Here is a 25,265-nt window from a genome sequence, read left to right on the forward strand (position 1 = left end):
ATTGTAATAATCATTGATTAGAAAAAGCATTGCCATCAATCATTATTAATGCAGTTATTTATCCGGCAGTTTACAATCCATAACAGAATCGGCATGCGAGTAGGCAGCCATTGCATACCCGAAACCGATAGGCTCGCTAAGTTGACAGCCTACCGGCTAATACCGATCCCCAACACAAAACAACCAGCAGCAGGGATATCAAAACCGCCGCAGATCCCTGATCCTTGGCCCGTCCCGACAACTTATGCTTTTCATCGCTGATCCTGTCGACAACGCTTTCAATGGCGCTGTTGATCAGCTCCACGATCAGCACGATCAACAGCGGCGCCACCAGCAATGCCCGCTCCACGCCGTCATTCCCCAACCAGAATCCCAAGGGTGCCAGCAGAATCAGCAGATAGACCTCCTGCCTGAACGCCTCCTCATGTTCAAAGGTCGCTGTTAGACCTTTCATAGACCAGCCCAGGGCATTTGCCAAACGCCTGATGCCTACATTCTGTTGTGGTTTCTCTGACATGACGGCATTTCTAACAGCTTATACAAAAAAAATCGACCGCGTCATAAACAAATCATATTCCCCACATCAAACTGCAACAGTCCACCCCTATGGTGCGCATGCAATGAAGCACATGAGAGCAAGTATATGACGACGCTACGTTATAAGAGTCTCTTCATATCCGATACCCACCTCGGCCTGCGCGCCTCCCGTACAGAATATCTCCTCGACTTCCTCAAACACACCGATAGCGACAACCTCTATCTGGTGGGGGATATTATCGATTTCTGGAAGATGCGATCCGGGTGGTACTGGCCAGCCATCAACAACGAAGTCATTCAGCAGATCATCGCCAAGGCGAAACGGGGCACCCGGGTGGTATATGTGCCGGGTAACCATGACGAGCTGCTGCGTGACTACCTCAACTTCCATGTCTCCGGCATCGAGATCCGGAAAGAGGTGATCCACACCACTGAGGATAACCGGCAATTCCTGATCCTCCACGGCGATGAGTTCGACGGTGTGGTGCTGAACAACAAATGGCTGGCCCATCTCGGCAGCGACGCCTACGACCTGCTGCTGTGGCTCAACCGCTGGTTCAACGTCGCCCGGCGGCGCCTCGGTTTCGGCTATTGGTCCCTCTCCGCCTACCTTAAAAACCAAGTCAAAGAAGCGATGAAGTATATCGGCAACTTCGAACAGGCCGTGATTCACACCGTACGCGAGCGCAATCTGGATGGTGTCATCTGCGGCCACATCCATCACGCGGTGATAAGCGACATAGAGGACCTCACCTACGCCAACTGCGGCGACTGGGTGGAGAGCTGCACTGCCCTGGCCGAAGAGCCCGACGGATCACTGAAGCTGATCCGCTGGGTCGATGAATCGATGAATCTTCTGGATGAAAAAGAGAAAACGTATGCGTATAGCGATAGTGACGGACGCGTGGTTTCCACAAATTAACGGCGTCGTTCGCACCCTTGATAAAACCATCAATCTGTTGAAGGAGTGGGGGCACGAAGTGCTCTGCATCAATCCGGAGCTGTTCCGCAGCGTGCCGATGCCGACCTACCCCGATATCCCGTTGGCCCTGTTTCCCTATGCCAGAGTGAAGGAACTGCTGGATGCGTTTCAACCCGACGCCATCCATCTTTCCACCGAAGGCCCCATCGGATGGGCCGGGCGGCGCTATTGCCTCAGGCACAACCACCCCTACACCACAACCTACCATACCCGTTTCCCCGAGTATGTGAGGCTGCGCGCCCCCATCCCCCTATCGCTCTCTTACGCCTTTGTCAGGGCCTTCCACAATAAGGCGACCCTGACCATGGTGGCGACCGGCTCAATGAAGAAGACCCTGGAATCACATGGCTTCAAAAACCTCGAATACTGGACGCGTGGGGTTGATATCGAACACTTCATACCCATCGATCAGCCGGTACTGGATTTGCCCCACCCCATTGCCCTATACCTGGGCCGGGTGGCGGTGGAAAAGAATATCACCGATTTCCTTGACCTGAAGATGCCGGGCTCCAAGGTGGTGATCGGCGACGGGCCCGCCCTGGAATCGCTGCAACAACGCTACCCTCAGGCCCATTTTCTCGGCTACCGGAAAAACGGCGATCTCGCCCGCCTCCTCGCCTCCGCCGATGTGATGGTCTTCCCCAGCCGCACCGATACCTTCGGTCTGGTGATGCTGGAGGCCATGGCCTGCGGCGTACCCGTCGCCACCTACCCGGTTGAGGGCCCGCTCGATGTGATCAAAAACGGTTCAAACGGCTGGATGGACGAAGACCTGTCGACCGCCGTCACCAGGGCCCTGGAGGTCGATCGCAGAAGCTGCCGACAATTTGCCGAAGGCTACTCCTGGGAGGCCTGCACCCGGCAGTTCCTCACACTGATCCAGTCCAACCTGTCTGACCTGGTTGCCGAACCCGCACCGGCTGAGAAGAGCCTCTGACCCAAAACGGTACGGCGAGCCGCACCGAGATATTTCACAAATATCGGCGCTAACCCATCAGGGAAAAGTTGAGCAGAACCACCCATGTTCTCTAGAATAACAACATGATCAATAAAATGACGCTTAGCTGAAGACCATGGAAGATCTTAACCACCCTTTAAACGAACAGGAGATCGAACGACTCGATCAATTCCTGCTGAACCGCGTCGACGACCAGTTCGTCGCTGAGGGGATGGACGAAGGTATCTTCGACATCTCCACCCTGGACGGCTTCCTCACCGCCATCGCCAGCGGGCCGGTAACCATCCCGCCATCCGTTTGGCTGCCTTCGATCTGGGGCGACTTTGAACCGGAATGGGAAAACGAGGAGGCCTTCAGCGAAATCCTCTCCCTCTTGATACGCCACCTGAACGGTATCGTGACCACCCTGATGGAGTACCCCGAGGATTTCGAACCCCTCTACCTGGAACGCATCGTCGAAAACAAAACCGTTCTCATCGTGGACGAATGGTGCGAAGGCTACCATCGCGGTACGGAACTCTCCCCCGACCATTGGCGCAGCGGCGGCAAAGAGATAGCCGCCCTGCTGAGCCCAATCCTCGCCTTCACCGCGGCGACCGACTGGAAGGGACACGACAAATCCTACGATGTGGTCGAATCCATCCAGCTGAAAATCGCCCCCAACGCCAGGCAGATCCACGCCTACTGGCTCTCCAGGCGCGACGAAATCCCACAGGATGAGCTCATAAAGAAACGCGAACAAACCCCAGTCGGCCGCAACGACCCCTGCCCCTGCGGCAGCGGCAAAAAATACAAAAAGTGCTGCCTGCACTAATCTGATCAAACCACCGTAGGGTGCGCCTCGGCGCACCGCTAAATCCCGGGTTAACCCCCTCCCCCAGCATCTCGTTCCCACACTCCAGCGTGGGAATGCATATAGCCGGTAAAACTATGGAGCTGTGTATTCGTTCCCACGCAGGAGCGTTGAAACGAGCAAAGAAAGTGGTAATAAAAAGGTGTTCATTATTGATTTACTGAACAGTTCCCATAAGATAGGCCATTGAAATTTCTGGAAGCAAGGGATAATCGATTAATTCCCTTTCAGCGTATGGAATGCCTATGCCCATCCCCGACTATCAATCGATAATGCGCCCCCTCCTGGCCTTAATATCAGACGGTCAGCCACACACAATCTCAGATTTGCACCAAAACCTCTGTAATCATTTCCAGCTGACGCCGGAAGAGATCAAACAGCGCACACCCAGCGGTGGCCAGACCACTATGCGTAACCGGGTAGGATGGGCGAGAACCTATCTCAACAAAGCAGGGTTATTGGAGATCCCTGCCCGCGCCCAGGTCAAAATCACCGATTCGGGGCTGCAAGCCCTAAAAAAGTGCCCAGACAGGATAGATCTCGCCTATCTGAAGCAATTCGAGACATTCAGGGCCTTCACGACACCCAAGAAAACAGATCAAGTTACCGAGGCACCCGACACCACAGCAGAGAATATCACCACCCCCGACGAACAGATCGAATCAGCCTACCAAACCCTCAACCAATCCCTGGGCGACGAACTCCTCACCACCCTGAAAGCGGGCAACTTCGAGTTCTTCGAGAGAGTCGTGGTCGATCTGATGCTCGCCATGGGCTACGGAGGATCGCGCCAGGATGCCGGCCAGGCCACCCAGTCCACCAACGATGACGGTATCGACGGTATCATCAAGGAAGACCGCCTCGGCCTGGATGTAATCTACTTGCAGGCCAAGAAATGGGAAAAGACCGTCCACCGGCCGGAGATCGACAAATTCATCGGCACCCTCACCCGCCAAAGAGCACGAAAGGGGGTATTCATCACCACATCGGACTTTTCAACCGGGGCGAAAGAGGCCGTGAACAGCCTGGATATGAAAGTGGTGCTCATCAATGGCCAGCAGTTGGCCGGGTTGATGATAGAGCACAACCTGGGTGTGACCCCTAAAGAGGTCTACGAAGTCAAGCAAATAGACAGTGACTACTTTAGCGAAGAGCGCTGAGGCAGTCAGGATTTAAGTTATGACCTCCAACGAAGAACAGCAATTACTCCCTGTTCCCACTCTCCCGAGCCCCTCGTCCCTAGTTCCCACACTCCCGAACCCCTCGTTCCCACGCTCCAGCGTGGGAATGCATACAGCAGGTAGAATAATGGAACTAAGGTATAGGTATGCGTTCCCAGGTGTGACCGTAAGAACGAGTAACGAATGAACCGTATAATCCACCCATGCCTCTAACCACTCCAGCAATTAGGAATTCCATTCCTCCCTGAACCGACAACACTCTTCACTATTCCATTGATATTCATGCATAAGTAATATAAACATAAACAAATCATTGAACCGACAGGCCAGAGACTTCACGGAAGACCTCATTGAGTAACAGAAAAAACAATCGGGAGTTACAAAGAACAGTCGGTAAACTCATTGGTCTGGTGGTGTAGATCATGACACCGCCCGAAGAAACCCTCCTCGAAACCCAAACCCGCGAAGCGATTGACCGCAAACTCACCGACGCGGGCTGGGTCATCCAGGACAAAAAGCGAATCAACCTCTATGAATCCCTGGGCGTGGCGGTACGGGAGATGGACACGGACACAGGTCCCGCCGACTACATGCTCTTCATCGACGGCAAGGCTTGCGGCATTATCGAGGCCAAGCGGGAAGGCACCGACCTCGGCGGCGTGGCCGAACAATCCGCCCGCTACGCTAGCTCCCAGACCAAATTCATCGAACGCTGGGTGGCGGAAGACCAGCCCCTACCCCTGTTATACGAGGCAACCAACCACGAGATACGCTTTCGGGACGAGCGTGATCCCCACCCCCGCTCACGCAACATCTTCCACTTCCATCGCCCCGAAACCCTGCTCGATAGACTGCAGGAAGAAGAGACCTTACGCGCAAGACTGCAACAACTGCCCAGTCTAAACACGGAAAACCTTCGTAACTGCCAGATCGACGCCATCACCGGCATCGAACACAGCCTCAAACAGGGCAAACCCCGCGCCCTGCTGCAAATGGCCACCGGCTCCGGTAAAACCTACACCGCCGTCACCCAGGTCTATCGCCTGGCCAAATTCGCCAAAATCAAGCGGGCCTTGTTCCTGGTCGACCGTGGCAACCTCGCCACCAATGCCAAGGATGAATTTGAACAATTCGTCATCCCCCACGATGGCCGCAAATTCACCCAACACTACAACGTCAACATCCTCGGCCGCGCCGGCATCCCTGACGCCACCAAGGTCACCATCTCCACCATCCAGCGCCTCTATTCCCAACTCACCAACCAGGAGCTGGATGACGAAGCCGACGAACACTCTGGTTTCGAAGTAGAAGCCAGCACCATCAATAAAGAACTAAGACCCGTCAGCTACAACCCCGACATCCCCATCGAAGAGTTCGATGTCATCATCATCGACGAATGCCACCGCTCCATCTACAACCTCTGGCGCCAGGTGCTCGAATACTTCGATGCCTTTCTGATTGGCCTCACAGCTACACCCACCAAAAAGACCATCGGCTTTTTTAATCAAAACCTCGTCTCCGAATACACCCACGAAGACGCCGTGGTCGACAAGGTCAATGTGGGCTACGACATCTACCGCATCAAAACCGAGCTGACCGAGCAGGGCAACAAAATCGACGCCGGCACCACCGTCGAAATCCGCGACCGCCTCACTAAACAAAAACGCCTCGAAGTGCTCGATAGCCAGGAAGAATGGCTCGCCCAACAACTCGACCGCAGCGTCCTGGCCCCCAACCAAATTCGCACCGTCATCCAGGCCTTCAAAGACTGCTGCCTGAAAGAATGCTTCCCCCATCGCAACTGGCAACAAGACAAGATGGAATGGGTCCCCAAAACCCTCATCTTCGCCAAGGACGACGACCACTGCGACCGCATCGTCGATGCCGTGCGCGAAGTCTTCGATGAAGGCAACGCCTTCTGCAAAAAGATCACCTACAAAGTCGGCAAAATAACCGCAGAAGAATCCATCAAAGCCTTCCGCACCGATCCGCAATATCGTATCGCCGTCACCGTCGACATGATCGCCACCGGCACCGACATCCGGCCCCTGGAATGCGTCATGTTCATGCGCGATGTCAAAAGCCAGGCCTACTACGAACAAATGAAAGGCCGCGGCACCCGCATCATCAGCCGCGACGAACTTCACAAAGTCACCCCCGATGCCTTCGGTAAAAGCCGCTTTGTCCTGGTCGATTGCGTCGGCGTTACCGAAACAGACAAAACCGAAACCAAATCACTGGAAACCAAACCCAGCATCTCCACCGCCAAACTCATGGAACAAGTCGCCAGAGGCGATCGCCACTCCGACACCCTGCGCGCCCTGGGTAACCGCATGATCCGGCTCGACCTCAAACTTAATGACCAACAACGCAAACGCATTAGTGAACTCGCCGGCAAACCCCTGGCCCTCATCGCCGGCGAACTCATTCATGCCACCAATGAAGAACCATTAATCGAAGCGGCCAAAATACACGCAAAAACCAAAGAGCCGAATGAAAAACAAATCCAGGAAGCCTTTAAACCCAAGGCTGATATTCTGATCAAACCCTTCCACAACCCGGACCTGCGCGTACTTTTGGAAGAATACCGCAAGGAAACCGACCAACTCATCGACGACAGCGCCGACGAACTCATCAGCGCCGGTTACGATGAAGAAAAAGCCGAAGTCCTCATCCAGAACTGGCAGCAATTTATTCAAGACCACAAAAACGAACTCGACGCCATCCAGCTCATCTACCAGCTGCCCTACCAAAAGCGCCACCTGAGTTACGAGCAAATCGAAAAACTGGCGGAAGAAATCCAGCAACCTCCGTATAATCTTGCACCCATCGAAGTATGGAAGGCCTACGAACAGTTGGAAAAGAACAAAGTCAAAGGCGTGCCGCCCAAAGAACTGTTAACCAATATCGTCAGCCTCATACGTTTTTCCACCGGCCTAAGCGATGTACTCGAACCCTTTACCGAGCTGGTCAACAACCGCTTTGATAACTGGCTAAAACAACAAGGCAAAGATTTCCAGCCAGAACAACTCGCCTGGCTCAACAAAATCAAAGACCAAATCGCCCAAAATGCCGAAATGACGGTAGAAGACTTTAACTACATCCCCTTTAACCAGGAGGGTGGATTATTAAAGGCGAGGGAGCTGTTTGGGAAAGAATTAGAACCACTAATCAGTGAATTGAACGGATATTTGATTGCATGAATGCAGTACTAGAAAAAGTAAATGAATTGCCAGATGGCTGGGAAATGCTAGCTATCGAAGATATTGCAGAAGTTAATCCACGGGTGAATAAGACAGAGATATCCGATGATTTAATTGTTTCATTTGTGCCAATGCCTGCCGTAGAGGCAGAGAGTGGCACCATTGATGTAAGCCAAGAAAGGCCATTTTCAGAAGTAAAAAAAGGTTTCACGCCATTTATAGAAGGTGATGTACTTTTCGCAAAGATCACACCTTGTATGGAAAACGGCAAAATGGCTGTAGTGCCAAAGGTAAAGAATGGTTATGGCTTTGGTTCAACAGAATTTCACGTGCTGCGTCCAAAAGAAGAAATTGAATCCAAATATATCTATTACTTTGTTTCTAGCAGAACTTTCAGAGGCGTTGCGCAACACAACATGTCTGGTGCAGTTGGTCAGAAGCGTGTGCCGACAAATTATATAAAACAGCACTTAATTCCTGTTGCACCACCCGAACAACAAAAACACATCGTCGCCAAAATCGAAGAACTCTTCTCCCATATTGATGCCGGCATCGAAGCCCTAAAAAAAGCCCAAGAGCTCCTCAAACAATACCGCCAATCCGTCCTCAAAGCCGCCGTCACCGGCGAGCTCACCAAAGAATGGCGCGAAGCAAACAAGGCTAAAATCGAACCCGCCTCCCAACTACTCGAACGCATCCTCAAAGAACGCCGAGAAAAATGGGAAGAACAGCAGCTCGAACAATTAAAAGCCAAAGGCAAAGTGCCGAAGGATGATAAGTGGAAAGAGAAGTATAAAGATCCAAACATGGGTCAAGATCGGTTTTTTGGTGAAAACCCAGAGGAATGGGAAGTTGCCTCAATTGATCATTTGGCACTAGATATTCGTTACGGTTCAAGTTCTAAAACTAGCCAAGATGAAAAGGGCGTGCCGGTTCTAAGGATGGGTAATATCATTGATGGTAATTTAGATTATTCAAATCTGAAATACTTACCAGTTGACCATGATGAGTTCCCTGACTTGCTACTACATGATGGTGATTTGCTATTCAATCGCACAAATAGTAAAGAATTAGTAGGTAAAACTGCAGTATTTCGAGATACAGGCAAACAAACATCATTAGCCTCATATCTTATAAGAGTAAGAGTGCTTAGTGAGATAGAACCAGATTTTGTGGCTTTCTTCATTAATTCTTCTTGCGGGAGGAATTGGGTTAAAAGCTGTGTAAGCCAAAATGTGGGACAAGCAAATGTAAATGGAACGAAATTAAAGGCTTTAGCATTGCCTTTGCCAAGCTCAAATGAGCAAAAAGTAATTGTTCGTCGTGTAGAAGAAAAAATGCAGTCATCAGATAAGCTTCTGACTGAGCTTGATCATCAACTGTTTAAAGTAGAGAAAAATAAACAGTCAATATTAGCTTCAGCATTCAGCGGCTCTCTGAATGGGGCAAATAGTTGAAAACTAAGTCAGGGTCTAATTGAATGAGGCGTATTGAAGCAACATTGCCTGCGTTAGGGAGCTATACAGTTCCATTTCATAATGAGTCTGAGGAAGTCTTAGACTTTTTGGGTAATGGTGAGCTTAGCAGGCTGGATCGTGTACAGCATTTAGGAATCGCTTCTAAAGTATTCACTGGCGTGAATCACTCTCGCTTAGAATATCTACTTCTTCAGTGCGCAATTATTAATTTATTGCCAAGGTTTCATAGAGGTAAGGAGCAATTTGCTTTAAGTGGGAAAGTATTTATTCCTGGACAAACGGCAAAAATATCATCTGGTGAAGAATTATTAAAATGCTGGACGCTGCTTGGCAATGCTGGCCATTCACAATATACATTTGGCGTAGAAAGGTCACTTTTAAATCACGCGAGAGATAACCCTGCTTTTAAGACTATTTTGGTTTCTGAACTACCATCAAAACTAAAGAGCTGGTCTTTGGCAATTATTGATAATTATGAAGATGCTAATTTTCACTATATATTGTCATTAATCAAAATTGCTCAACTTCCATCTGGCTCAAGGGGTAATCCCCCCGAAAAATAACGGGGTTCAAAAGTAGAATTTTCCAATTATGATTACGAAAAGGAGAATCTACAATGAAGAAGTCTCGCTACAGCGAATCCCAGATCATATCGATCCTGAAAGAGGCCGAGGCCGGTATTCCGGTCGCTGAGCTGTGCCGCAAGCACGGTATGAGTGATGCCACTTTTTACAATTGGCGCGCCAAGTATGGCGGCATGGACGTATCGATGATGAAGCGGATGAAGGAACTGGAGGCGGAGAACCGGCGCCTGAAGAAGATGTATGCAGAAGAACGGCTCAAGGCCGAGATCCGCAAGGAGGCCCTTGAGGGAAAGTACTAAGGCCATCTCAACGACGAGAGATGGCCAAGCACGCTTTGTCGAAGCACAGGCTGAGTATCCGCCTGACCTGCGAGATTTTTGGTATCAGCGAGACCTGCTACCGTTACCAGCCGAAGCTATCGGGTGACAATGCCCATATCACGGACTGGCTACTTCGCCTCACAACAGCCAATCGCACCTGGGGCTTTGGCCTGTGTTTTCTGTATCTGCGCAATGTGAAGGGCTACGGCTACAATCACAAGCGCGTTTATCGCATCTACCGTGAGCTGGAGTTGAATCTGAGGATCAAGCCGAAGCGACGATTGAAGCGAGACAAGCCTGATGAGTTATCAGTGCCCCGGCAGATCAACGAAGTCTGGTCGATGGATTTTATGCATGATCGGCTGATAGATGGTCGAAGCTTTCGGACCTTTAACGTGATCGATGATTACAACCGGGAAGGCTTGGGGATTGAAGTTGATCTTTCATTGCCGGCACTCAGAGTCATCCGTACCCTGGGTCGCATCATTGAGTGGCGCGGCAAACCCAAGGTTATTCGCTGTGATAATGGACCGGAATACTTGAGTAGCCAGCTCGTTGAATGGGCCAACAGGCATCGGATTCAGTTGCAGTATATTCAGCCGGGTAAGCCACAGCAGAACGCTTATGTGGAACGATTCAATCGGACAGTTCGACATGAGTGGCTGGATCAACATTTATTTGAATCGATTACCCATGCACAGGATACTGCCACCCGGTGGTTATGGCGCTACAATAATGATCGACCAAACATGGCACTAGGTGGAATCACCCCGGTACAGAAGCTGGCTCAGACCGCTTAACAGTGACTACTTTTGAGTCCCATTATTAATGGGGGGATTACCAAGGTTAAAGGGCAGATTATTTAGGTTGCTTGCTGTTTTACTTTTGCCGATTGGTGAATTGAAAATAAGTAGCTCCGCTGACAGATACAAAATATATCGGCTGCGAAGTTTATTCTCACGGGTTAGATTGCTTAGTATTGTTGCGCTTGATGCATATTATTCTCATCATCCAGTGAGGTATCAAATTTCAGGTGCATTGATGAATTTGGATTCCTTGCTTGAGGGTGTTGATGAGAAATCAGAGTTTTTTAGATTACTGGAGCAAACTGCATCTTGGCTTGCGGATGAAATATACCTGCATCCACGCTCTGCAGCAGCACAGAAATTATATGAAGTAGAATCTAGAACAAAGCTTAACGGCAGCTATGCACCACGCATAAGCTCAATAACTGATTTTAGAGTATTTCTTCCTAACTTTATGAGTAATGGTTTTGGACAGCCAAAAGTTGATAAATTGGGGGCATTTGGCACGATTAACATTTCCATACTGGCGCGTAGGATCTTTATTTGGAAAAGATGTATATGATTTTTCGCTAGCATTGGAAAAACAGCTTAGTAAGGAAAATGATACACATGTATCTGTGCTTTTAAACCCATACTCAAAAAGGGTGCACATTGATCTCTTGTATGACTATAAGTTATCAGGTAGCGATTCAATATCTAAGTTGTGCACAAGCACTACAAGATGGATTATTCGTTTAATAGAAGCTCAAATATTGCATAGGTTACGAAGGCTAAATTTGCCGCCGAGTATGGACGAAGAATCAAAAAAAGAAATTCTATCAAATTTTAGAAAAAGATTTCTCGTGGATATTATTAAGCCAGCACAACCAGCATTAAAAAGTATTTTTTCTGGTGTTGTCAAGTACATCTTACCAAATGAGCTAGTTGGAACCATATCAGAAGTTATACCCCGCAAAGGCGCAGATACTATTGGTCTAAAATTAGAGCTTGTGGATGGTAGTATTTATGACTCAATTACATCTAATATGGAAGAAATCATAAATAATAATCCACAAGAGTTAACTGCCGATAGAATTCATGAAATTAAGGTGTTACAAAAATATGTTAGAAAATCTAATGCACCATTTATTGCTGCATGCTATGAAAAATTCATTATCAGAGAAAAAGACGGTGGTGATAAAGATGATTGGGATGGTGTGGTATTAGAAATATATGATCATAAAGTGACAATTACAGTTATTGAAGCAAAAAATATCAGGCCAATCACTTCTCGCGAGACCCAAGCATTCAATCAACTAAATACTACAAAGAAGCTTGTTAACTCAAAACGAAGACTAAGTAGTAGACGAAAAAGGCTACCGGGTGAAGGTGCATTGATAACGTTTACATTATGAATATTTCAAATTGGTTATATAAAATCAAGTTCAAAGAATGAGTGCAACAGAAATAGTCAATAATGTTTGGAACTACACCCATGTCTTACGGGACGATGGCGTGGGATATAGGGATTATGTCGAGCAGATTACTTATCTAATCTTCCTCAAAATGGCTGATGAGTTTGAAAAGGCCGGTCAAATGACAAAAGTGCCCAAGAGATATAATTGGGCGAGACTGGTAAAGGAAGATGGTGGTGATCTGGAAAATCAATATCGCCATACCTTGGAAGCTTTGGACAAACTCGGTAACTCATTAGACACCATCTTCCGCAAGGCGCAAAAACAAAATTGATGCAGGCCGTCCATGACCTGCACCCTTCGGGCAGCCTTCGGCTATCCAAATTTGTTCCCAACAAATTTGTCAGGGCCCCGCCAAGCTGTAACGTTTGATCAAGATGATCGACAAGGAACAGTGGTCCACATTTCCGGAAGATGTAATAGGCGAAATTTACGTAAGCCTGAACGGACTTGCTGTGCGATCTTATTTAGCGGCCTGATACTATATGATAAGTGTAAATTTTCACCTAATAAGGGAATTTATTCGCACATAATATAGTAATTTCCAAGGCATTGATATATATTGTACGTAGATATTCATATAAACATCGAATTAATACGCCAGGAATATACTGTGCAACCGATGAACGGACTAGGAAAAACCGACCGCAAACGCCTGTCAGCGGTGCTCCGGGGCACGAAAGGCACGATCTCTGTCGCTGAGGCAGCCGAGATCCTGGACATGCCCGGCAGCGGTGCGGCCAAGTTGTTATCGCGTTGGGCTAAAAAGGGTTGGCTTGCCCGGGTGCGTCGGGGACTCTATGTGTCCATCCCGCTGGAGTCGCGGACTGTGGATGTACCATTGGAGGATGCCTGGATTATCGCGGATAAGCTATTTGGCCCTTGTTATATCGGCGGTTGGAGTGCGGCTGAATATTGGGATTTGACGGAGCAGGTATTTCGCACGCTGATCGTTTTGACGACGCAGCGCCCCAGAGATCGTAAACCGACGATCAAGGGAACGGCGTTCTGGTTGAGGACAGCGCCGGATAGCGCCATGTTTGGTTTGAAGGCGGTATGGCGAGGCCTGGAAAAAGTCAATGTGTCTGATGCCACTCGCACCATCCTCGATTTGCTAGGTGATCCACAGTTGGGCGGAGGGCTGCGCTCAACGGTGGATATGTTTAGGAATTACCTGAATTCGGAAAAGAAAGACCTGAAGTTATTGCTTGAATACGCAGAGCAGTTGGGTAATGGTGCGATTTTCAAACGCCTCGGTTTCCTGCTGGAACAATACACTGAAAACGAACAAGACGTCATCGATTCATGTCGTGAAAAATTGACGGCAGGTAATACAAAGCTGGATCCCACATTAAAGGCGGAGAGGTTAATAACACGCTGGCGCTTATGGGTGCCGGAGCGATGGACAAAGGAGTAACACATTGATCGACAGACAGGAAGTCATGGATTTCGCGCGTGAGTTTGGGCTTGCACCGCAAGTGATTGAGAAGGATTACACCTTGGGGTGGTTGCTCGCCGGCATTGCCGCACATCCTGAAATCGGACAGAGTTGGGCGTTTAAAGGGGGTACATGTCTTAAGAAATGCTACTTTGAGACCTATCGTTTTTCAGAAGACCTGGATTTTACTTTAATGAATCAGGAACATTTAACGGAAGATATTCTACTTGAAACTTTCCGTCAGGTGGCCGATTGGTTATATGACCAGGCCGGGATTGAAGTGCCTGCAGATACTATCCGTTTTGAGGTTTATGAAAACCCACGTGGTCATAATTCCGCACAAGGAAGAGTGGGGTATCGAGGTCCCATGCAAAGACGGGGCGATACGCCAAGAATAAAGCTGGATCTGACCGATGATGAAATTCTGGTTTTAGACCCGGTTATGCGTGAAGTGCATCACCCCTATTCAGATCGGCCGGATACAGGGATTCATGTTCTAAGTTATGATTTTGAAGAAGTTTTTGCAGAAAAGATTCGTGCCTTGGCAGAGCGGGAAAGACCAAGGGACTTATATGATGTTGTTCACTTATACAGGTGGGAAGGTATAAGCCCAGATCGCACTTTGATTCTGAGTACATTGGCGGAGAAATGTCAGTTTAAAGGAATTGATGTTCCCACAATGGAGATCCTTGCAAATCAGCCGGAAAGAGTGGATTTGGAGGCAGATTGGGACCATATGTTAGCTCATCAATTACCAGTGCTTCCTCCTTTTCAGCAATTCTGGAACGAACTATTCGATGTGTTTGATTGGCTGCATCAGACAAAGGAAAAACAAGTATTTGCAAAGGTGCAGGCCTATGGCGGTGGAGCCATCGATGAATCATGGAGTCCGCCTCCGATGGCGCAGGCATGGAACGTTGACGTACCGCTTGAAGTCGTCCGTTTTGCGGCAGCGAACAGACTTTGTGTTGACCTAGAGTACAGGGATGCGGAAGGTAGACAGGCAAGTCGGCTGATTGAACCTTATTCGTTAAGACGGACTCAGGATGGGAATATATTACTCTATGCAGTGCGCCATGAAGATGGGCAACCTCGTTCATATAGAGTAGATAGAATTCAAGGTGCAACAGCAACGAATATTTCATTCAGTCCAAAGTATACAATCGAATTAACTTCTTCTGGTCCATTGCACACGCCAGAAACAGAGCGAACATCTTCCCGTCGGATGAGCAGTTTTGGTGGGGTTCGCAGAGGAAGTAGCGCTGGTCCAACTTACGTGGTGGAATGCTCCTATTGTGGAAAGAATTTCAAAAGAAAAACAAGCGGTACCACCCTAAAAGCGCATAAAGATAGAAATGGATATCCTTGCCCGGGAAGGCGTGGCCATTTGGTAGATACAATTTACTAGGACAATTATGAGCGCATCAGAAATAGTAAACAAAGTCTGGAACTACGCCCACGTATTACGTGATGATGGCGTGGGCTATGGGGATTACGTGGAACAGATAACTTACCTTATCTTCCTCAAGATGGCCGATGAGCGGGAAAAGGCAGGCCAGGAGACTAAAGTACCCAAAAAGTATAACTGGTCGAAACTGGTTAAACTGGACGGGGATGACCTGGAAAACCAGTACCGTCATACGCTGGAGGCATTGGGTAAGCTGGGGAATACACTCGGTACCATCTTCCGCAAATCCCAAAACAAAATCCAGGACCCCGCCAAGCTGGAACGCTTGATCAAGATGATCGACAAGGAGCAGTGGTCTACCTTGCCAGCGGATGTGAAAGGCGACATCTACGAAGGTTTATTGGAACGCAATGCGCAGGATGTGAAAGGCGGAGCCGGGCAATACTTTACTCCGCGCCCGTTAATCCAGGCGATGGTGGAGGTGATGCAACCCAAACCCACCGACACCGTGGCTGATCCCGCCTGTGGTACTGGCGGCTTTTTATTGGCCGCCCACGATTACATGGCCCAACACGCCACCTCCAAAAAAGAACAACGTCATCTCAAAGAACACGCCTTACGCGGTAACGATATTGTTGATAGCGTGGTGCGCTTATGTGCCATGAACTTATACCTGCACGGTATCGGCGGCGATGAATGCCCGATTACCGCCAATGATGCTCTGGCCAAAGAAGTAGGGGATGACCGTGTCGATATGGTCCTGGCCAATCCGCCCTTTGGTAAAAAGAGCTCCATTACCGTTATCAACGAAAAGACCGGTAAAAATGAACAGGAAAAGTTGGTCTATGAGCGTGAGGACTTTTGGGCCGCCACCTCCAACAAACAACTCAACTTCGTACAACACATCGCCAATATGCTCAAGATCGACGGAAAAGCCGCTGTGGTGGTACCGGACAACGTCCTCTTCGAAGGCGGCGCCGGCGAAACCGTACGCAAGAACCTGCTCGAACGCACCGACCTCCACACCCTGCTGCGCCTGCCCACCGGCATCTTCTACGCCCAAGGAGTGAAGGCCAACGTCATCTTCTTCGACGCCAAACCCGCCTCCAAAACCGCTTGGACCAAAAAACTCTGGGTCTACGACTACCGCACAAATGTGCATAAGACTTTGAAGCAGAACAAGTTGTCCTTCGACGATTTCGCCGAGTTCATCGAATGCTACAAAGCCGAAGACCGCAGCAGACGCCGTGAATCAAAGAAAAAAGAGCGTTGGAAGTCCTTTACCTATGATGAACTCATCGCACGGGACAAGACCAATCTGGATATATTCTGGATGAAGGATGAGTCGCTGGAGGATACCGAAAACCTCCCTCCCCCGGATGTACTGGCACAGGAGATCGTCGAACAGCTCGAAGCGGCGCTGGAGGAGTTTCGCAATGTGGAGGAGATATTGGCTAACGGTAATGGCAATGGCGCTGGTTGATGTTGGGCCATGAGCGCTTCTTGTCTCCTTTCACCGGTATGCATTCCCACGCTGGAGCGTGGGAACGAGAAAAAAATACCCCACAAAGAGGCAAAAAAAAAAGAATGATAATGATGCTCTCAACTTTCGTTCCCAAGTTCTCGTGCGGGGACGATAGCTATCCTGAGGAGATTTCTTAATGATATCAACTCCCATGTGGAAAATTGCAGCCGGACGCGGCGGTGGTGATTTTGACCTATTTCATGAAGGTGCCATTATTGCCATGGGATTGGATGAAACCGGGGATCTATCAGCCACGCGCTCTAGAAAGGAGATCGTCACCAAGGTACAAAATGCTTATCCGAACTGGCCGCCCGGTCGAATCTCGGCCTGGGGCGGCATGCTTTATCGATTTCAGCACGAAATAGGCGTTGAGGATTTTGTCATCACCTACGACCCTGGCCGTCGAATATATCTTGTAGGAACGATTACCTCCAATTGCATCTATGATCCCAATCGTGTACCCGGCTCGCCCTATGTTCGAGAAGTCAATTGGTTAAAAGAAGTGGAGAGAGATAACCTTGCCACCTCAGTAAAAAACAGCCTGGGTGCTATTTCCACGCTTTTTCGTGTACCTGATCAACATATTGATGAGATTCTAGCCAGAGGTACAGGCGACCGAACACCGGACCAATCCGACTTGCTTGTTGATGAAGATCAAAGCCTTAACTTGGGCAAGGTTGAGGAAGAGTCGATAGAGCGTGTCAAGGACCAGGTCGCCTCACTCGGTTGGGATGAGCTGCAGGAGTTGGTGGCAGGCTTATTGCGGGGTATGGGTTATAAAACCAGGGTTTCACCCCTGGGACCCGATCGCGGTAAGGACATTATCGCTTCCCCAGATGGCTTCGGCTTTGAGAGCCCGAGAATTGTGGTCGAGGTGAAGCATCGCGGCCAATCTATGGGATCCCATGAGATTCGCAGCTTTCTCGGTGGTCGACACGTCGCGGATAAAGGTCTATACGTCAGTACCGGCGGCTTTACCAAAGATGCCTATTACGAAGCCGAACGGGCCAATATACCACTGACATTGATGAGTCTTGATGAACTTGTAAAAGCTCTGCTTGAATACTACGACCAGTTAGATATCGAAACACAGCAACTTGTACCACTTAAGAAGGTTTATTGGCCAGTTTAAAACTGCTGACAAGGCTATATAGCAGCTGTAATACCTTGACAAAGACCCATTACCCGATCTAAAGTGTTTCTTGTTTCGAAACAGGAATTTCCGTATCGTGCTCAAACCCCAAGATACATTACTAGCACTCAAATACTGGTCACTTAAACAAAACTATCAGGAGAGTAGTGTCCGTAACATCGCAGATGCGATCGGGATCAGTGCGAGTGAAGTCAGCAAAGGGACCAAACGTTTGATGGCTTCTCATCTGGTCGTTGAACGATCCGGTTCTATTCATGTTGAGTCGGGTGGGCTCTTGGAATGGCTTTGCTTTGGCATCCGCTATGCATATCCACAAGAGAGTATCGGTTATGGAAGAGGGATGAGCACCTCATGGAACTGTCCTTTGCTTGTAAGCGAAATGGTTCCACTAAACCCACCACTGGTCTGGCCAGTGCCGGGGGGAAATTCCGAAGGTGCGCTGATAAGACCCTTTCATGATTCGGTACCATTTGCAGCCAGTCGCGATGAAAATTTATATAAGGCTTTATCTTTATTGGAATCAATTAGAGGGGGCAAACCCAGAGAGTTGGCAATTGCCAGAGATCTATTAAATAAATTAATCAGAGGAAAGTCATGAAGAGCAAGGAAGCTAATTTATTTCAGTTAATCACCGTAGCACAGGCATTAGGCGATTTATTGCCTCATGTCACTTTTGTTGGTGGAAGCACAACACTTCTACTGGTCGATGAATCTGCACATTTTGGCATTCGAAAAACGGATGACATAGATGTCATTGTCGATGTTGCCACATTGGTTGAGTATCAGAGATTCTCACAAAAACTACGTAAACTGGGGTTCCGCGAGGACAAAGAAGGTCCTATATGTCGATGGCTACTCGATTCAGGTGTTGGAAAGGTCAAACTTGATGTGATGCCCGTTGATGAAAAGATATTGGGATTTTCCAACCGCTGGTACAAGGATGCAATCAATAAAGCAGCTGAAACTTCTCTACCTGACGGCACCGAAATTCGGGTTGTCAGCCCTGCATATTTCATTGCCACCAAATTCGAGGCATTCACCGGGCGTGGACAAGGCGACTTCTTCAGCCACGACCTGGAGGACATTGTTTTTGTAATGGAAAACCGAAATGGGCTGTTGTTGGAACTCATGGACAGCCCGGATGAGCTGAAAAGCTATTTTGCTGAACAGGCCAGGTTGTTGCTCAATGATGATTTTCTGAATGTGCTGCCTGGATTGCTCAACAACTCGGATTCTGCACAAGCAATCGAAAACAGCTTAAATATCATGAGTTCTTGGGCATGAAATTGCGTAATTTCCGATACAATATATGCTGGAAGACCAGGCCGACCAGGCACGTGTTGGTCTGGTGATAGATAGGATTGAAGCGATCGTTAAAGGATAACGGTGCGGCGAGCCGCACCCTGCACTCGTCTCAATGGTGTGGCTTGACTTCAGCATCCATTGTTTCCACCATGTCCCTGCGGCCGGCGCTCCGAGCGGTTCCGCGACTATGGCATGCCAAGGTCGCCGAACACTCCGGGGCTACCCCGGGGTAGTGTTATAGCCAACATTTCCGTTGCTGGTACCACGTTGCGCTTCACGCAAGATGGTACCAGCCATACGAGCAGGGTCGGAGGCCGGTCGCACTTGGTTACACGGTATACTCGGAGGCTTTCGATCCGAGCCTTCTGATTGGGGAATGGATTGTCCTGTTTCAACAACAATCTACGTTTGCTGACGCTTTCCATTCTTGGCGGTGTCTGGGACAAGCACGCCCTATGCGATCGCCTGCAGCGCACCCTTGAAGGCGGTCCACCCGATCCCGGGCGCTTGGCCGCACGCTTGATTTTCCATTTCGATGAGGGGCAGCCTCCTTCTTATAAACAACTCGTCAACTTTCTTCATGCCGACGATGAACTGCACCAGCGGTTTGAGAGACAGGACCGGAAAGAGCAGCCGGTTATTCTGCTCGATTCACCTGTCATGGGCAGACCGCCTGACAAACTGCTCACCTTTCCCCCGCCGTCACTGTCGACCGTCAAGGATCTTCAGCAGTGGCTCGGCCTGTTCGATCATGAGTTGGCCTGGTTCGCCGACCGCGAGCGGCGACAGTGCAAAGTCACGGAATCCAGATTGCACCATTACCGCTATCGGTGGATCGAAAAGCGTTCAGGCCCGCCTCGCCTGATCGAGATTCCCAAGACCCGCCTCAAGATGCTTCAACACCAGATATTAAGGGAAATCCTCAACCGGGTACCGCCCCATCCCTGCGCACAGGGATTTGTTCGCGGCCGCTCTATCAAGCACTTTGTCGAACCCCATCTCGGCAAAGAGGTTGTCCTGCGGTTGGACCTAAAGGACTTCTTTCACACGGTTCCAGTTTCCCGCATCGGTGCGCTGTTTCACCGTCTCGGTTACCCCTGGAGCGTCGCCCGTCTGCTTCAGGGATTATCCACCCATGCCAGCTCTCCATCGCTTGCCGGCAATACCTTTCATAGGCTTCCATGGGCGATGCAGAAACGGCTCAGGGACAAACACCTCCCCCAGGGCGCCCCCACCTCACCCACTCTCGCCAATCTTGCTGCATTTCGATTCGACTGCCGTCTACAGGGTGTCGCCAACCGTTTCTCCCTCAACTACACCCGTTACGCGGATGACCTCGCCTTTTCCGGCAATAGGGAACTGTTGAGACTGGCGCCGTTCCTGAAAGGACTGATCGGCGCCATCGCCATTGAAGAGGGATTCGAGATCAACCATCGCAAGACGCGAGTTCAGACCCAGGCACAATCCCAACGCCTGGGGGGTATGGTGATCAACCAAAGGCCCAACCTGCCCCGGGAGGAGTTCGATCGGTTGAAGGCGATACTCCACAACTGTGTGCGTTGGGGACCCGAGAGTCAGAACCGTGAGGGTGTTGACGATTTTAAGGCCCACCTGAGCGGACGGGTTGCCTATGCTGTTTGGCTTAATCCTGAAAAAGGTAAGCGATTGAGACAGTTATGGAAACGCATCCAATGGTTAGAGTAAATGAGAACTGAGTTGTGATGCTGGGGTTTGCATACCCACGCGAAGCATGGGAACGAGAGTGCTCCCCAGCTTGATACGACTCAATTTAGGTCCTATAGTACCCATTATAGGTCTTTTATAGGAATTCAGATGCAACCCTCCTCAATCGGCGACGCCTTATTCACCAAAACCCAGCAAAGGGTTCTCAGCCTGCTATACGGCACACCTGACAAGAGTTTCTACGCCAATGAAATAGTCCGCTGGGCTGATATGGGACGCGGGACCGTGCGCCGTGAATTGGAGCGGATGACAGCTGCGGGCTTGCTTGTTTCATCGCGAACGGGCAATCAGCTTCACTATCAAGCCAATGCCGATAATCCGATCTATCCAGACCTGCTGAATATCGTCAGAAAAACCTTTGGTGTAGCGGATGTGATTCGGCAGGCATTGAGGTCACAGGAGGCTCATATCGATGTGGCATTCGTGTATGGATCAATCGCCAAACTGGAAGACTCGCAAACCAGCGATCTGGATCTGATGTTGGTGGGTGACCTGACCTATAGCGATATCGTCGAGCTACTGTTACCGGTGGAGTCTTCACTACAACGAACAATCAATCCGACGATCTATACCCTCTCTGAGTTCAATTCGAGGTTGCAGCAGGGAAGCAGCTTTTTGGAACGGGTTATGAAACAACCCAAACTGATGATTAAAGGAGTAATCAATGACTTTGGAGAACCTCTACAAAAGCAAGGCACTGCAAAAGGAACCACCAGATAAGCGTGAGTTTGATGGATTATTGCAAACGGCCATCGATCGTCTCAACGATGCGGAGAATACCGACCTTTCCTATGCCAGCCGATTCGATTTGGCCTATAACGCCGCCCATGCATTGGCGCTGGCCGCATTAAGATCCGCTGGTTATCGCTCGGATAAGCGTTATCTGGTTTTTCAGTGTCTTGCCCATACTTGCAATCTCAGAAAAAGCCGGATCAGGACCTTCTCTCTTTGCCATGACAGACGCAATCGCGCCGAATACGGGGGCTATCTTGAGCAAGACGAGGCTTTGTTGCTTGAGTTGATCGCCAATACACAATCCCTGTTGAAATCAGTCAGGTCGATAAATTTATAGCAGGACGGTGCGGCAAGCCGCACCCCACGCTATATTGTGAACCCCGTAGGGTGCGCCTTGGCGCACCGCTAAATCCCGGGTTAACCTCCTCCCCCCATTCGCGGTAAACTCTGCCGTCTGATCCACGGCCGCACTACGGGTGGCGGTTTCTCATTAAAGCAAGCACGAAACGGATAACATGACTGAACTGAAAATTCTCTGCGAACACCGCCCCTCCGCCATGAAGCTGGAGATCCAGGGGGTCTACGACTGGCCGATCTGGGAGAAGGAGGTCTCGAAGTTCGATTGGGAGTATAGCCAGACCGAGATCTGCTACATCCTGCGCGGCAAGTTCATCGTCACCCCGGAGGGTGGGGAGCCCCAGGAGTTCGGCCGTGGTGATCTGATCACCTTCCCCGCGGGCATGAAGTGCACCTGGGAGATCACCAAAGACGTGGAAAAACACTACACCTTTGAATAGTTGTCGTCCTGCCTGATGACCAAAGCCGCAAAATCCCAGCAGCACACCCCTATGATGCAGCAGTACCTGCGCATCAAGGGGGAGCATCCCGATATGCTGGTCTTCTACCGCATGGGGGATTTCTATGAACTCTTTTTTGCCGATGCGGAGAAGGCGGCGCGGCTGCTCGATATCACCCTGACCAAGCGGGGTCAGTCGGCGGGCAAGCCGATCCCCATGGCCGGTGTTCCCTACCATGCTGCCGAAGGCTACCTGGCGCGCCTGGTCAAACAGGGGGAGTCGGTGGCGATCTGCGAGCAGATCGGCGATCCGGCCACCAGCAAGGGACCGGTGGAACGCAAGGTGGTGCGCATCGTCACCCCGGGCACCCTCACCGACGAGGCGCTGTTGGAAGAGCGGCGGGAAAACCTTTTGCTGGCGATCAACGAAGGGGATGATTACGGCCTAGCGGCCCTGGACCTGGCCAGTGGCCGCTTTACCATTCAGCAACTCAGCGGCCTGGAGTCCCTGAGCGGTGAACTGGAGCGACTCAGCCCGGCGGAGATCCTGCTGGATGAGGATTCCTCCCTGCCTGAGACCCTCGCACTACGCAATGGCGTAACCAGGCGCCCCGCCTGGCACTACGATCTCGACTCCGCGCAGAGGCTGTTGTGCAAGCAGTTCGGCACCCGTGACCTGGGCGGATTCGGCTGTCAGGAGCAGCCCCTGGCCGTGGCCGCCGCCGGCTGCCTGTTGCAGTATGTGGAGGAGACCCAGTTCGGCGCCCTGCCCCACATTCGCGGCATGCGGGTGGAGCATCGGGATCAGAGCGTGATCATCGATGCGGCGACCCGACGCAATCTGGAACTGGTCCACTCCCTCTCCAATCAGCCGCAACATACCCTGGCGGGGATCATGGACCGCACCGTCACCGCCATGGGCAGCCGCATGCTGCGGCGCTGGATCAGCCAGCCCCTGAGACACAGGGAGGCGGTGGCTGAGCGCCATGCCACCATCGAGGCCCTGCTCGCCTCCCGCCTCTACCATGAACTGCGGGAGATTCTGCAGGGGATCGGCGATATCGAACGCATTCTCGCCCGGGTGGCCTTGAAGAGCGCCCGTCCGCGGGATCTGTCCACCCTGCGGGAGGCCCTCGGCGCCCTGCCCCAGCTCCAACCCCTGCTGGCGCAACTCGACAGCCCCCTGTCGCCCGCGCTGGCACGACAGATCGGTGAACATCCCGCAACCCAGCAACTGCTGCGGGGCGCCATCATAGATCAACCGCCGATGCTGATCCGCGACGGCGGGGTCATCGCCGAGGGGTATGACGCGGAACTGGATGAACTGCGTGCCCTCTCCCAGAACGCCGACCAGTTTCTACTCGACCTGGAGAGTCGCGAGCGCGAGCGCACCGGCATAGCCACCCTCAAGGTGAGCTACAACCGGGTCCACGGCTACTACATCGAGATCAGCCGTGGCCAGTCCGACAGGGCGCCTGAAGACTATATCCGCCGCCAGACCCTGAAGGGGGCGGAGCGCTTCATCACACCGGAGCTGAAGAAGTTCGAGGATCAGGTGCTGAGCGCCCGTGAACGCGCCCTGGCACGGGAGAAGTATCTCTATGATCAGCTGCTCGATCGGCTCTGCGGGGAGCTGACGCCTCTGCAACAGTGTGCCGAGGGACTGGCCCAGCTGGATGTAATCTGCAACCTGGCGGAGCGGGCTCAGCAACTCAACCTGGTCTCTCCGCAAATGGTGGAGGAACCTGGCCTGCAGATTACCGACGGTCGTCACTCGGTGGTGGAACAGGTCAGCAGCGACCCCTTTGTCGCCAACAGCGTTACCTTCGACGACCAGCAGCGGATGCTGATCATCACCGGCCCCAACATGGGCGGCAAGTCGACCTTCATGCGCCAGATCGCCCTCATCGTGCTGCTCGCCTACAGCGGCAGCTTCGTGCCCGCCGCCGCGGCGCGGATCGGGCCCATCGACCGCATCTTCTCCCGCATCGGCGCCTCCGACGATCTGGCAGGGGGACGCTCCACCTTCATGGTGGAGATGGAGGAGACCGCCAACATCCTGCACAACGCCACCGCCCAGAGCCTGGTGCTGATGGATGAGATCGGCCGCGGCACCTCCACCTTCGACGGGCTCTCCCTGGCCTGGTCCTGTGCGGTTGAACTGGCCACCTGTCTGCGCGCCTATACCCTCTTCGCCACCCACTACTTCGAACTCACCACCCTGCCGGAGGAGTATCCCGGCATCGGCAATCTGCACCTGGATGCGGTGGAGCACGGCGATACCATCGTCTTTCTGCATGCGGTGCGGGAGGGACCGGCCAACCAGAGCTATGGCCTACAGGTGGCCACCCTGGCCGGGGTGCCTAAGCCGGTCATTCTCAGGGCGCGCCAGCGCCTGCTGGAGTTGGAAGCCAGCGCCCAGCGCCATGCGGAACAGCAGCAGAGTCAGCTACCCCTGTTCGACACAGAAACGCCCTGTACGGAAGCGTCCGCAGTTGAACAGCAGTTGCGTGAAATCGATCCCGACGAACTGACTCCGAGAGAGGCGCTGGAGGCCTTGTACCGGTTAAAGCAGAAACTTGAAGAATAATTTTGAATTGTTGTGCTCCCCTCTTCCTGAGGTAGAGGGTATATGTTGATAGTGAGTTGTATAGGTAAGCCGCGAATACTCGCGAATGATTGTTATGTCCGCAAATGAACGCGAATATATTTATTTGCTGTACAACAGAGTGTGACTGAGAATGGCGGGTAACCAGCTATTTTATTAAACCGATTGCGCACACAGCACACACAACAATTCAAAACT

At 51.0% G+C, this 25,265-nt stretch carries 23 protein-coding genes; 22 read left to right on the top strand and 1 reads right to left on the bottom strand.

Annotated elements, in window-relative coordinates; translation table 11 throughout:
- Positions 1–136: 136 nt before the first annotated feature.
- Positions 137–517: a diacylglycerol kinase gene (locus tag AB8516_RS04695; protein WP_369158550.1), complete on the bottom strand. Its 381-nt coding sequence runs from the start codon at positions 515–517 to the stop codon at positions 137–139.
- Between the two features lie 126 nt (positions 518–643).
- On the opposite strand from AB8516_RS04695, the gene AB8516_RS04700 reads away from it, so the two are divergent.
- The 22 genes from AB8516_RS04700 (at position 644) to mutS (ending at position 25,049) form a co-directional block, all read left to right on the top strand.
- On the top strand, positions 644–1,459 hold the full coding sequence (locus AB8516_RS04700) for a UDP-2,3-diacylglucosamine diphosphatase (protein ID WP_369158552.1): 816 nt from the start codon (positions 644–646) through the stop codon (positions 1,457–1,459).
- A complete protein-coding gene (locus AB8516_RS04705; RefSeq protein WP_369158554.1) occupies positions 1,416–2,456 on the top strand; it encodes a glycosyltransferase family 4 protein in 1,041 nt (346 codons plus the stop codon). Before AB8516_RS04700 ends, AB8516_RS04705 begins: the two co-directional genes overlap by 44 nt.
- Positions 2,457–2,592: 136 nt before the next feature.
- Positions 2,593–3,291 carry a UPF0149 family protein gene (locus AB8516_RS04710; RefSeq protein WP_369158556.1) on the top strand — a complete coding sequence of 233 codons (699 nt, stop codon included), beginning with the start codon at positions 2,593–2,595 and terminating at the stop codon, positions 3,289–3,291.
- A gap of 278 nt (positions 3,292–3,569) precedes the next feature.
- On the top strand, positions 3,570–4,490 hold the full coding sequence (locus AB8516_RS04715) for a restriction endonuclease (protein ID WP_369158558.1): 921 nt from the start codon (positions 3,570–3,572) through the stop codon (positions 4,488–4,490).
- A 443-nt stretch (positions 4,491–4,933) separates the two neighbouring features.
- A complete protein-coding gene (locus tag AB8516_RS04720; protein WP_369158560.1) occupies positions 4,934–7,714 on the top strand; it encodes a DEAD/DEAH box helicase family protein in 2,781 nt (926 codons plus the stop codon).
- Positions 7,711–9,171 carry a restriction endonuclease subunit S gene (locus AB8516_RS04725; RefSeq protein ID WP_369158562.1) on the top strand — a complete coding sequence of 487 codons (1,461 nt, stop codon included), beginning with the start codon at positions 7,711–7,713 and terminating at the stop codon, positions 9,169–9,171. Before AB8516_RS04720 ends, AB8516_RS04725 begins: the two co-directional genes overlap by 4 nt.
- Positions 9,172–9,194: 23 nt before the next feature.
- Positions 9,195–9,755 carry a hypothetical protein gene (locus AB8516_RS04730; RefSeq protein WP_369158564.1) on the top strand — a complete coding sequence of 187 codons (561 nt, stop codon included), beginning with the start codon at positions 9,195–9,197 and terminating at the stop codon, positions 9,753–9,755.
- 53 nt (positions 9,756–9,808) lie between these two features.
- A protein-coding gene (locus AB8516_RS04735) for an IS3 family transposase (RefSeq protein WP_369157530.1) occupies positions 9,809–10,896 on the top strand; the annotation gives its coding sequence in 2 pieces (ribosomal slippage) (positions 9,809–10,070 and positions 10,070–10,896; 1,089 coding nt in all).
- A 28-nt stretch (positions 10,897–10,924) separates the two neighbouring features.
- Positions 10,925–11,464 carry a hypothetical protein gene (locus AB8516_RS04740; RefSeq protein ID WP_369158566.1) on the top strand — a complete coding sequence of 180 codons (540 nt, stop codon included), beginning with the start codon at positions 10,925–10,927 and terminating at the stop codon, positions 11,462–11,464.
- 226 nt (positions 11,465–11,690) lie between these two features.
- Positions 11,691–12,296 carry a hypothetical protein gene (locus AB8516_RS04745; RefSeq protein WP_369158568.1) on the top strand — a complete coding sequence of 202 codons (606 nt, stop codon included), beginning with the start codon at positions 11,691–11,693 and terminating at the stop codon, positions 12,294–12,296.
- A 37-nt stretch (positions 12,297–12,333) separates the two neighbouring features.
- The gene (locus AB8516_RS04750) at positions 12,334–12,630 is read left to right on the top strand and encodes a type I restriction-modification system subunit M N-terminal domain-containing protein (protein WP_369158570.1); all 297 of its coding nucleotides are present in this window, start codon (positions 12,334–12,336) and stop codon (positions 12,628–12,630) included.
- A gap of 348 nt (positions 12,631–12,978) precedes the next feature.
- Positions 12,979–13,773 (top strand): type IV toxin-antitoxin system AbiEi family antitoxin domain-containing protein, encoded by a 795-nt coding sequence (locus AB8516_RS04755; RefSeq protein WP_369158572.1) that lies wholly within the window; start codon positions 12,979–12,981, stop codon positions 13,771–13,773.
- A gap of 4 nt (positions 13,774–13,777) precedes the next feature.
- Positions 13,778–15,202 (top strand): nucleotidyl transferase AbiEii/AbiGii toxin family protein, encoded by a 1,425-nt coding sequence (locus AB8516_RS04760; protein WP_369158574.1) that lies wholly within the window; start codon positions 13,778–13,780, stop codon positions 15,200–15,202.
- A 7-nt stretch (positions 15,203–15,209) separates the two neighbouring features.
- Positions 15,210–16,685, top strand: a complete 1,476-nt coding sequence (locus tag AB8516_RS04765) for an N-6 DNA methylase (RefSeq protein WP_369158576.1) — start codon at positions 15,210–15,212, stop codon at positions 16,683–16,685.
- Between the two features lie 178 nt (positions 16,686–16,863).
- Positions 16,864–17,859, top strand: coding sequence for a restriction endonuclease (locus tag AB8516_RS04770; RefSeq protein ID WP_369158578.1), 996 nt, complete (start codon positions 16,864–16,866; stop codon positions 17,857–17,859).
- Between the two features lie 97 nt (positions 17,860–17,956).
- Entirely contained in the window at positions 17,957–18,478 is a 522-nt protein-coding gene (locus tag AB8516_RS04775) for a hypothetical protein (protein WP_369158580.1), read from the top strand.
- Positions 18,475–19,164, top strand: a complete 690-nt coding sequence (locus AB8516_RS04780) for a hypothetical protein (protein ID WP_369158582.1) — start codon at positions 18,475–18,477, stop codon at positions 19,162–19,164. Before AB8516_RS04775 ends, AB8516_RS04780 begins: the two co-directional genes overlap by 4 nt.
- A gap of 402 nt (positions 19,165–19,566) precedes the next feature.
- Positions 19,567–20,889, top strand: coding sequence for a reverse transcriptase family protein (locus tag AB8516_RS04785; protein WP_369158584.1), 1,323 nt, complete (start codon positions 19,567–19,569; stop codon positions 20,887–20,889).
- A 129-nt stretch (positions 20,890–21,018) separates the two neighbouring features.
- Positions 21,019–21,648 carry a transcriptional regulator gene (locus AB8516_RS04790; RefSeq protein ID WP_369158586.1) on the top strand — a complete coding sequence of 210 codons (630 nt, stop codon included), beginning with the start codon at positions 21,019–21,021 and terminating at the stop codon, positions 21,646–21,648.
- Positions 21,593–22,000 carry a hypothetical protein gene (locus AB8516_RS04795; RefSeq protein ID WP_369158588.1) on the top strand — a complete coding sequence of 136 codons (408 nt, stop codon included), beginning with the start codon at positions 21,593–21,595 and terminating at the stop codon, positions 21,998–22,000. The genes AB8516_RS04790 and AB8516_RS04795 overlap by 56 nt, the downstream gene beginning before the upstream one ends.
- A 178-nt stretch (positions 22,001–22,178) precedes the next feature.
- A complete protein-coding gene (locus tag AB8516_RS04800; RefSeq protein WP_369158590.1) occupies positions 22,179–22,460 on the top strand; it encodes a cupin domain-containing protein in 282 nt (93 codons plus the stop codon).
- Between the two features lie 15 nt (positions 22,461–22,475).
- On the top strand, positions 22,476–25,049 hold the full coding sequence (mutS, locus tag AB8516_RS04805) for a DNA mismatch repair protein MutS (protein ID WP_369158592.1): 2,574 nt from the start codon (positions 22,476–22,478) through the stop codon (positions 25,047–25,049).
- The last annotated feature ends 216 nt before the right edge of the window (positions 25,050–25,265 follow it).

This window comes from Candidatus Thiodiazotropha sp. LNASS1, from assembly GCF_964212655.1.
Lineage (GTDB): Bacteria > Pseudomonadota > Gammaproteobacteria > Chromatiales > Chromatiaceae > Thiodiazotropha.

What these genes read in the sequence shown, in the direction of transcription:
- AB8516_RS04725 (WP_369158562.1), top strand. Translation starts at nt 7,711, where the DNA reads ATGAATGCAGTACTAGAAAAAGTAAATGAATTGCCAGATGGCTGGGAA.
- AB8516_RS04745 (WP_369158568.1), top strand. Translation starts at nt 11,691, where the DNA reads ATGGACGAAGAATCAAAAAAAGAAATTCTATCAAATTTTAGAAAAAGA.
- AB8516_RS04710 (WP_369158556.1), top strand. Translation starts at nt 2,593, where the DNA reads ATGGAAGATCTTAACCACCCTTTAAACGAACAGGAGATCGAACGACTC.
- AB8516_RS04695 (WP_369158550.1), bottom strand. Translation starts at nt 517, where the DNA reads ATGTCAGAGAAACCACAACAGAATGTAGGCATCAGGCGTTTGGCAAAT.
- AB8516_RS04720 (WP_369158560.1), top strand. Translation starts at nt 4,934, where the DNA reads ATGACACCGCCCGAAGAAACCCTCCTCGAAACCCAAACCCGCGAAGCG.
- AB8516_RS04795 (WP_369158588.1), top strand. Translation starts at nt 21,593, where the DNA reads ATGACTTTGGAGAACCTCTACAAAAGCAAGGCACTGCAAAAGGAACCA.
- AB8516_RS04750 (WP_369158570.1), top strand. Translation starts at nt 12,334, where the DNA reads ATGAGTGCAACAGAAATAGTCAATAATGTTTGGAACTACACCCATGTC.
- AB8516_RS04790 (WP_369158586.1), top strand. Translation starts at nt 21,019, where the DNA reads ATGCAACCCTCCTCAATCGGCGACGCCTTATTCACCAAAACCCAGCAA.
- AB8516_RS04700 (WP_369158552.1), top strand. Translation starts at nt 644, where the DNA reads ATGACGACGCTACGTTATAAGAGTCTCTTCATATCCGATACCCACCTC.
- AB8516_RS04765 (WP_369158576.1), top strand. Translation starts at nt 15,210, where the DNA reads ATGAGCGCATCAGAAATAGTAAACAAAGTCTGGAACTACGCCCACGTA.
- AB8516_RS04755 (WP_369158572.1), top strand. Translation starts at nt 12,979, where the DNA reads ATGAACGGACTAGGAAAAACCGACCGCAAACGCCTGTCAGCGGTGCTC.
- AB8516_RS04730 (WP_369158564.1), top strand. Translation starts at nt 9,195, where the DNA reads ATGAGGCGTATTGAAGCAACATTGCCTGCGTTAGGGAGCTATACAGTT.
- AB8516_RS04705 (WP_369158554.1), top strand. Translation starts at nt 1,416, where the DNA reads ATGCGTATAGCGATAGTGACGGACGCGTGGTTTCCACAAATTAACGGC.
- AB8516_RS04800 (WP_369158590.1), top strand. Translation starts at nt 22,179, where the DNA reads ATGACTGAACTGAAAATTCTCTGCGAACACCGCCCCTCCGCCATGAAG.
- mutS (WP_369158592.1), top strand. Translation starts at nt 22,476, where the DNA reads ATGACCAAAGCCGCAAAATCCCAGCAGCACACCCCTATGATGCAGCAG.
- AB8516_RS04740 (WP_369158566.1), top strand. Translation starts at nt 10,925, where the DNA reads ATGGGGGGATTACCAAGGTTAAAGGGCAGATTATTTAGGTTGCTTGCT.
- AB8516_RS04715 (WP_369158558.1), top strand. Translation starts at nt 3,570, where the DNA reads ATGCCTATGCCCATCCCCGACTATCAATCGATAATGCGCCCCCTCCTG.
- AB8516_RS04770 (WP_369158578.1), top strand. Translation starts at nt 16,864, where the DNA reads ATGATATCAACTCCCATGTGGAAAATTGCAGCCGGACGCGGCGGTGGT.
- AB8516_RS04780 (WP_369158582.1), top strand. Translation starts at nt 18,475, where the DNA reads ATGAAGAGCAAGGAAGCTAATTTATTTCAGTTAATCACCGTAGCACAG.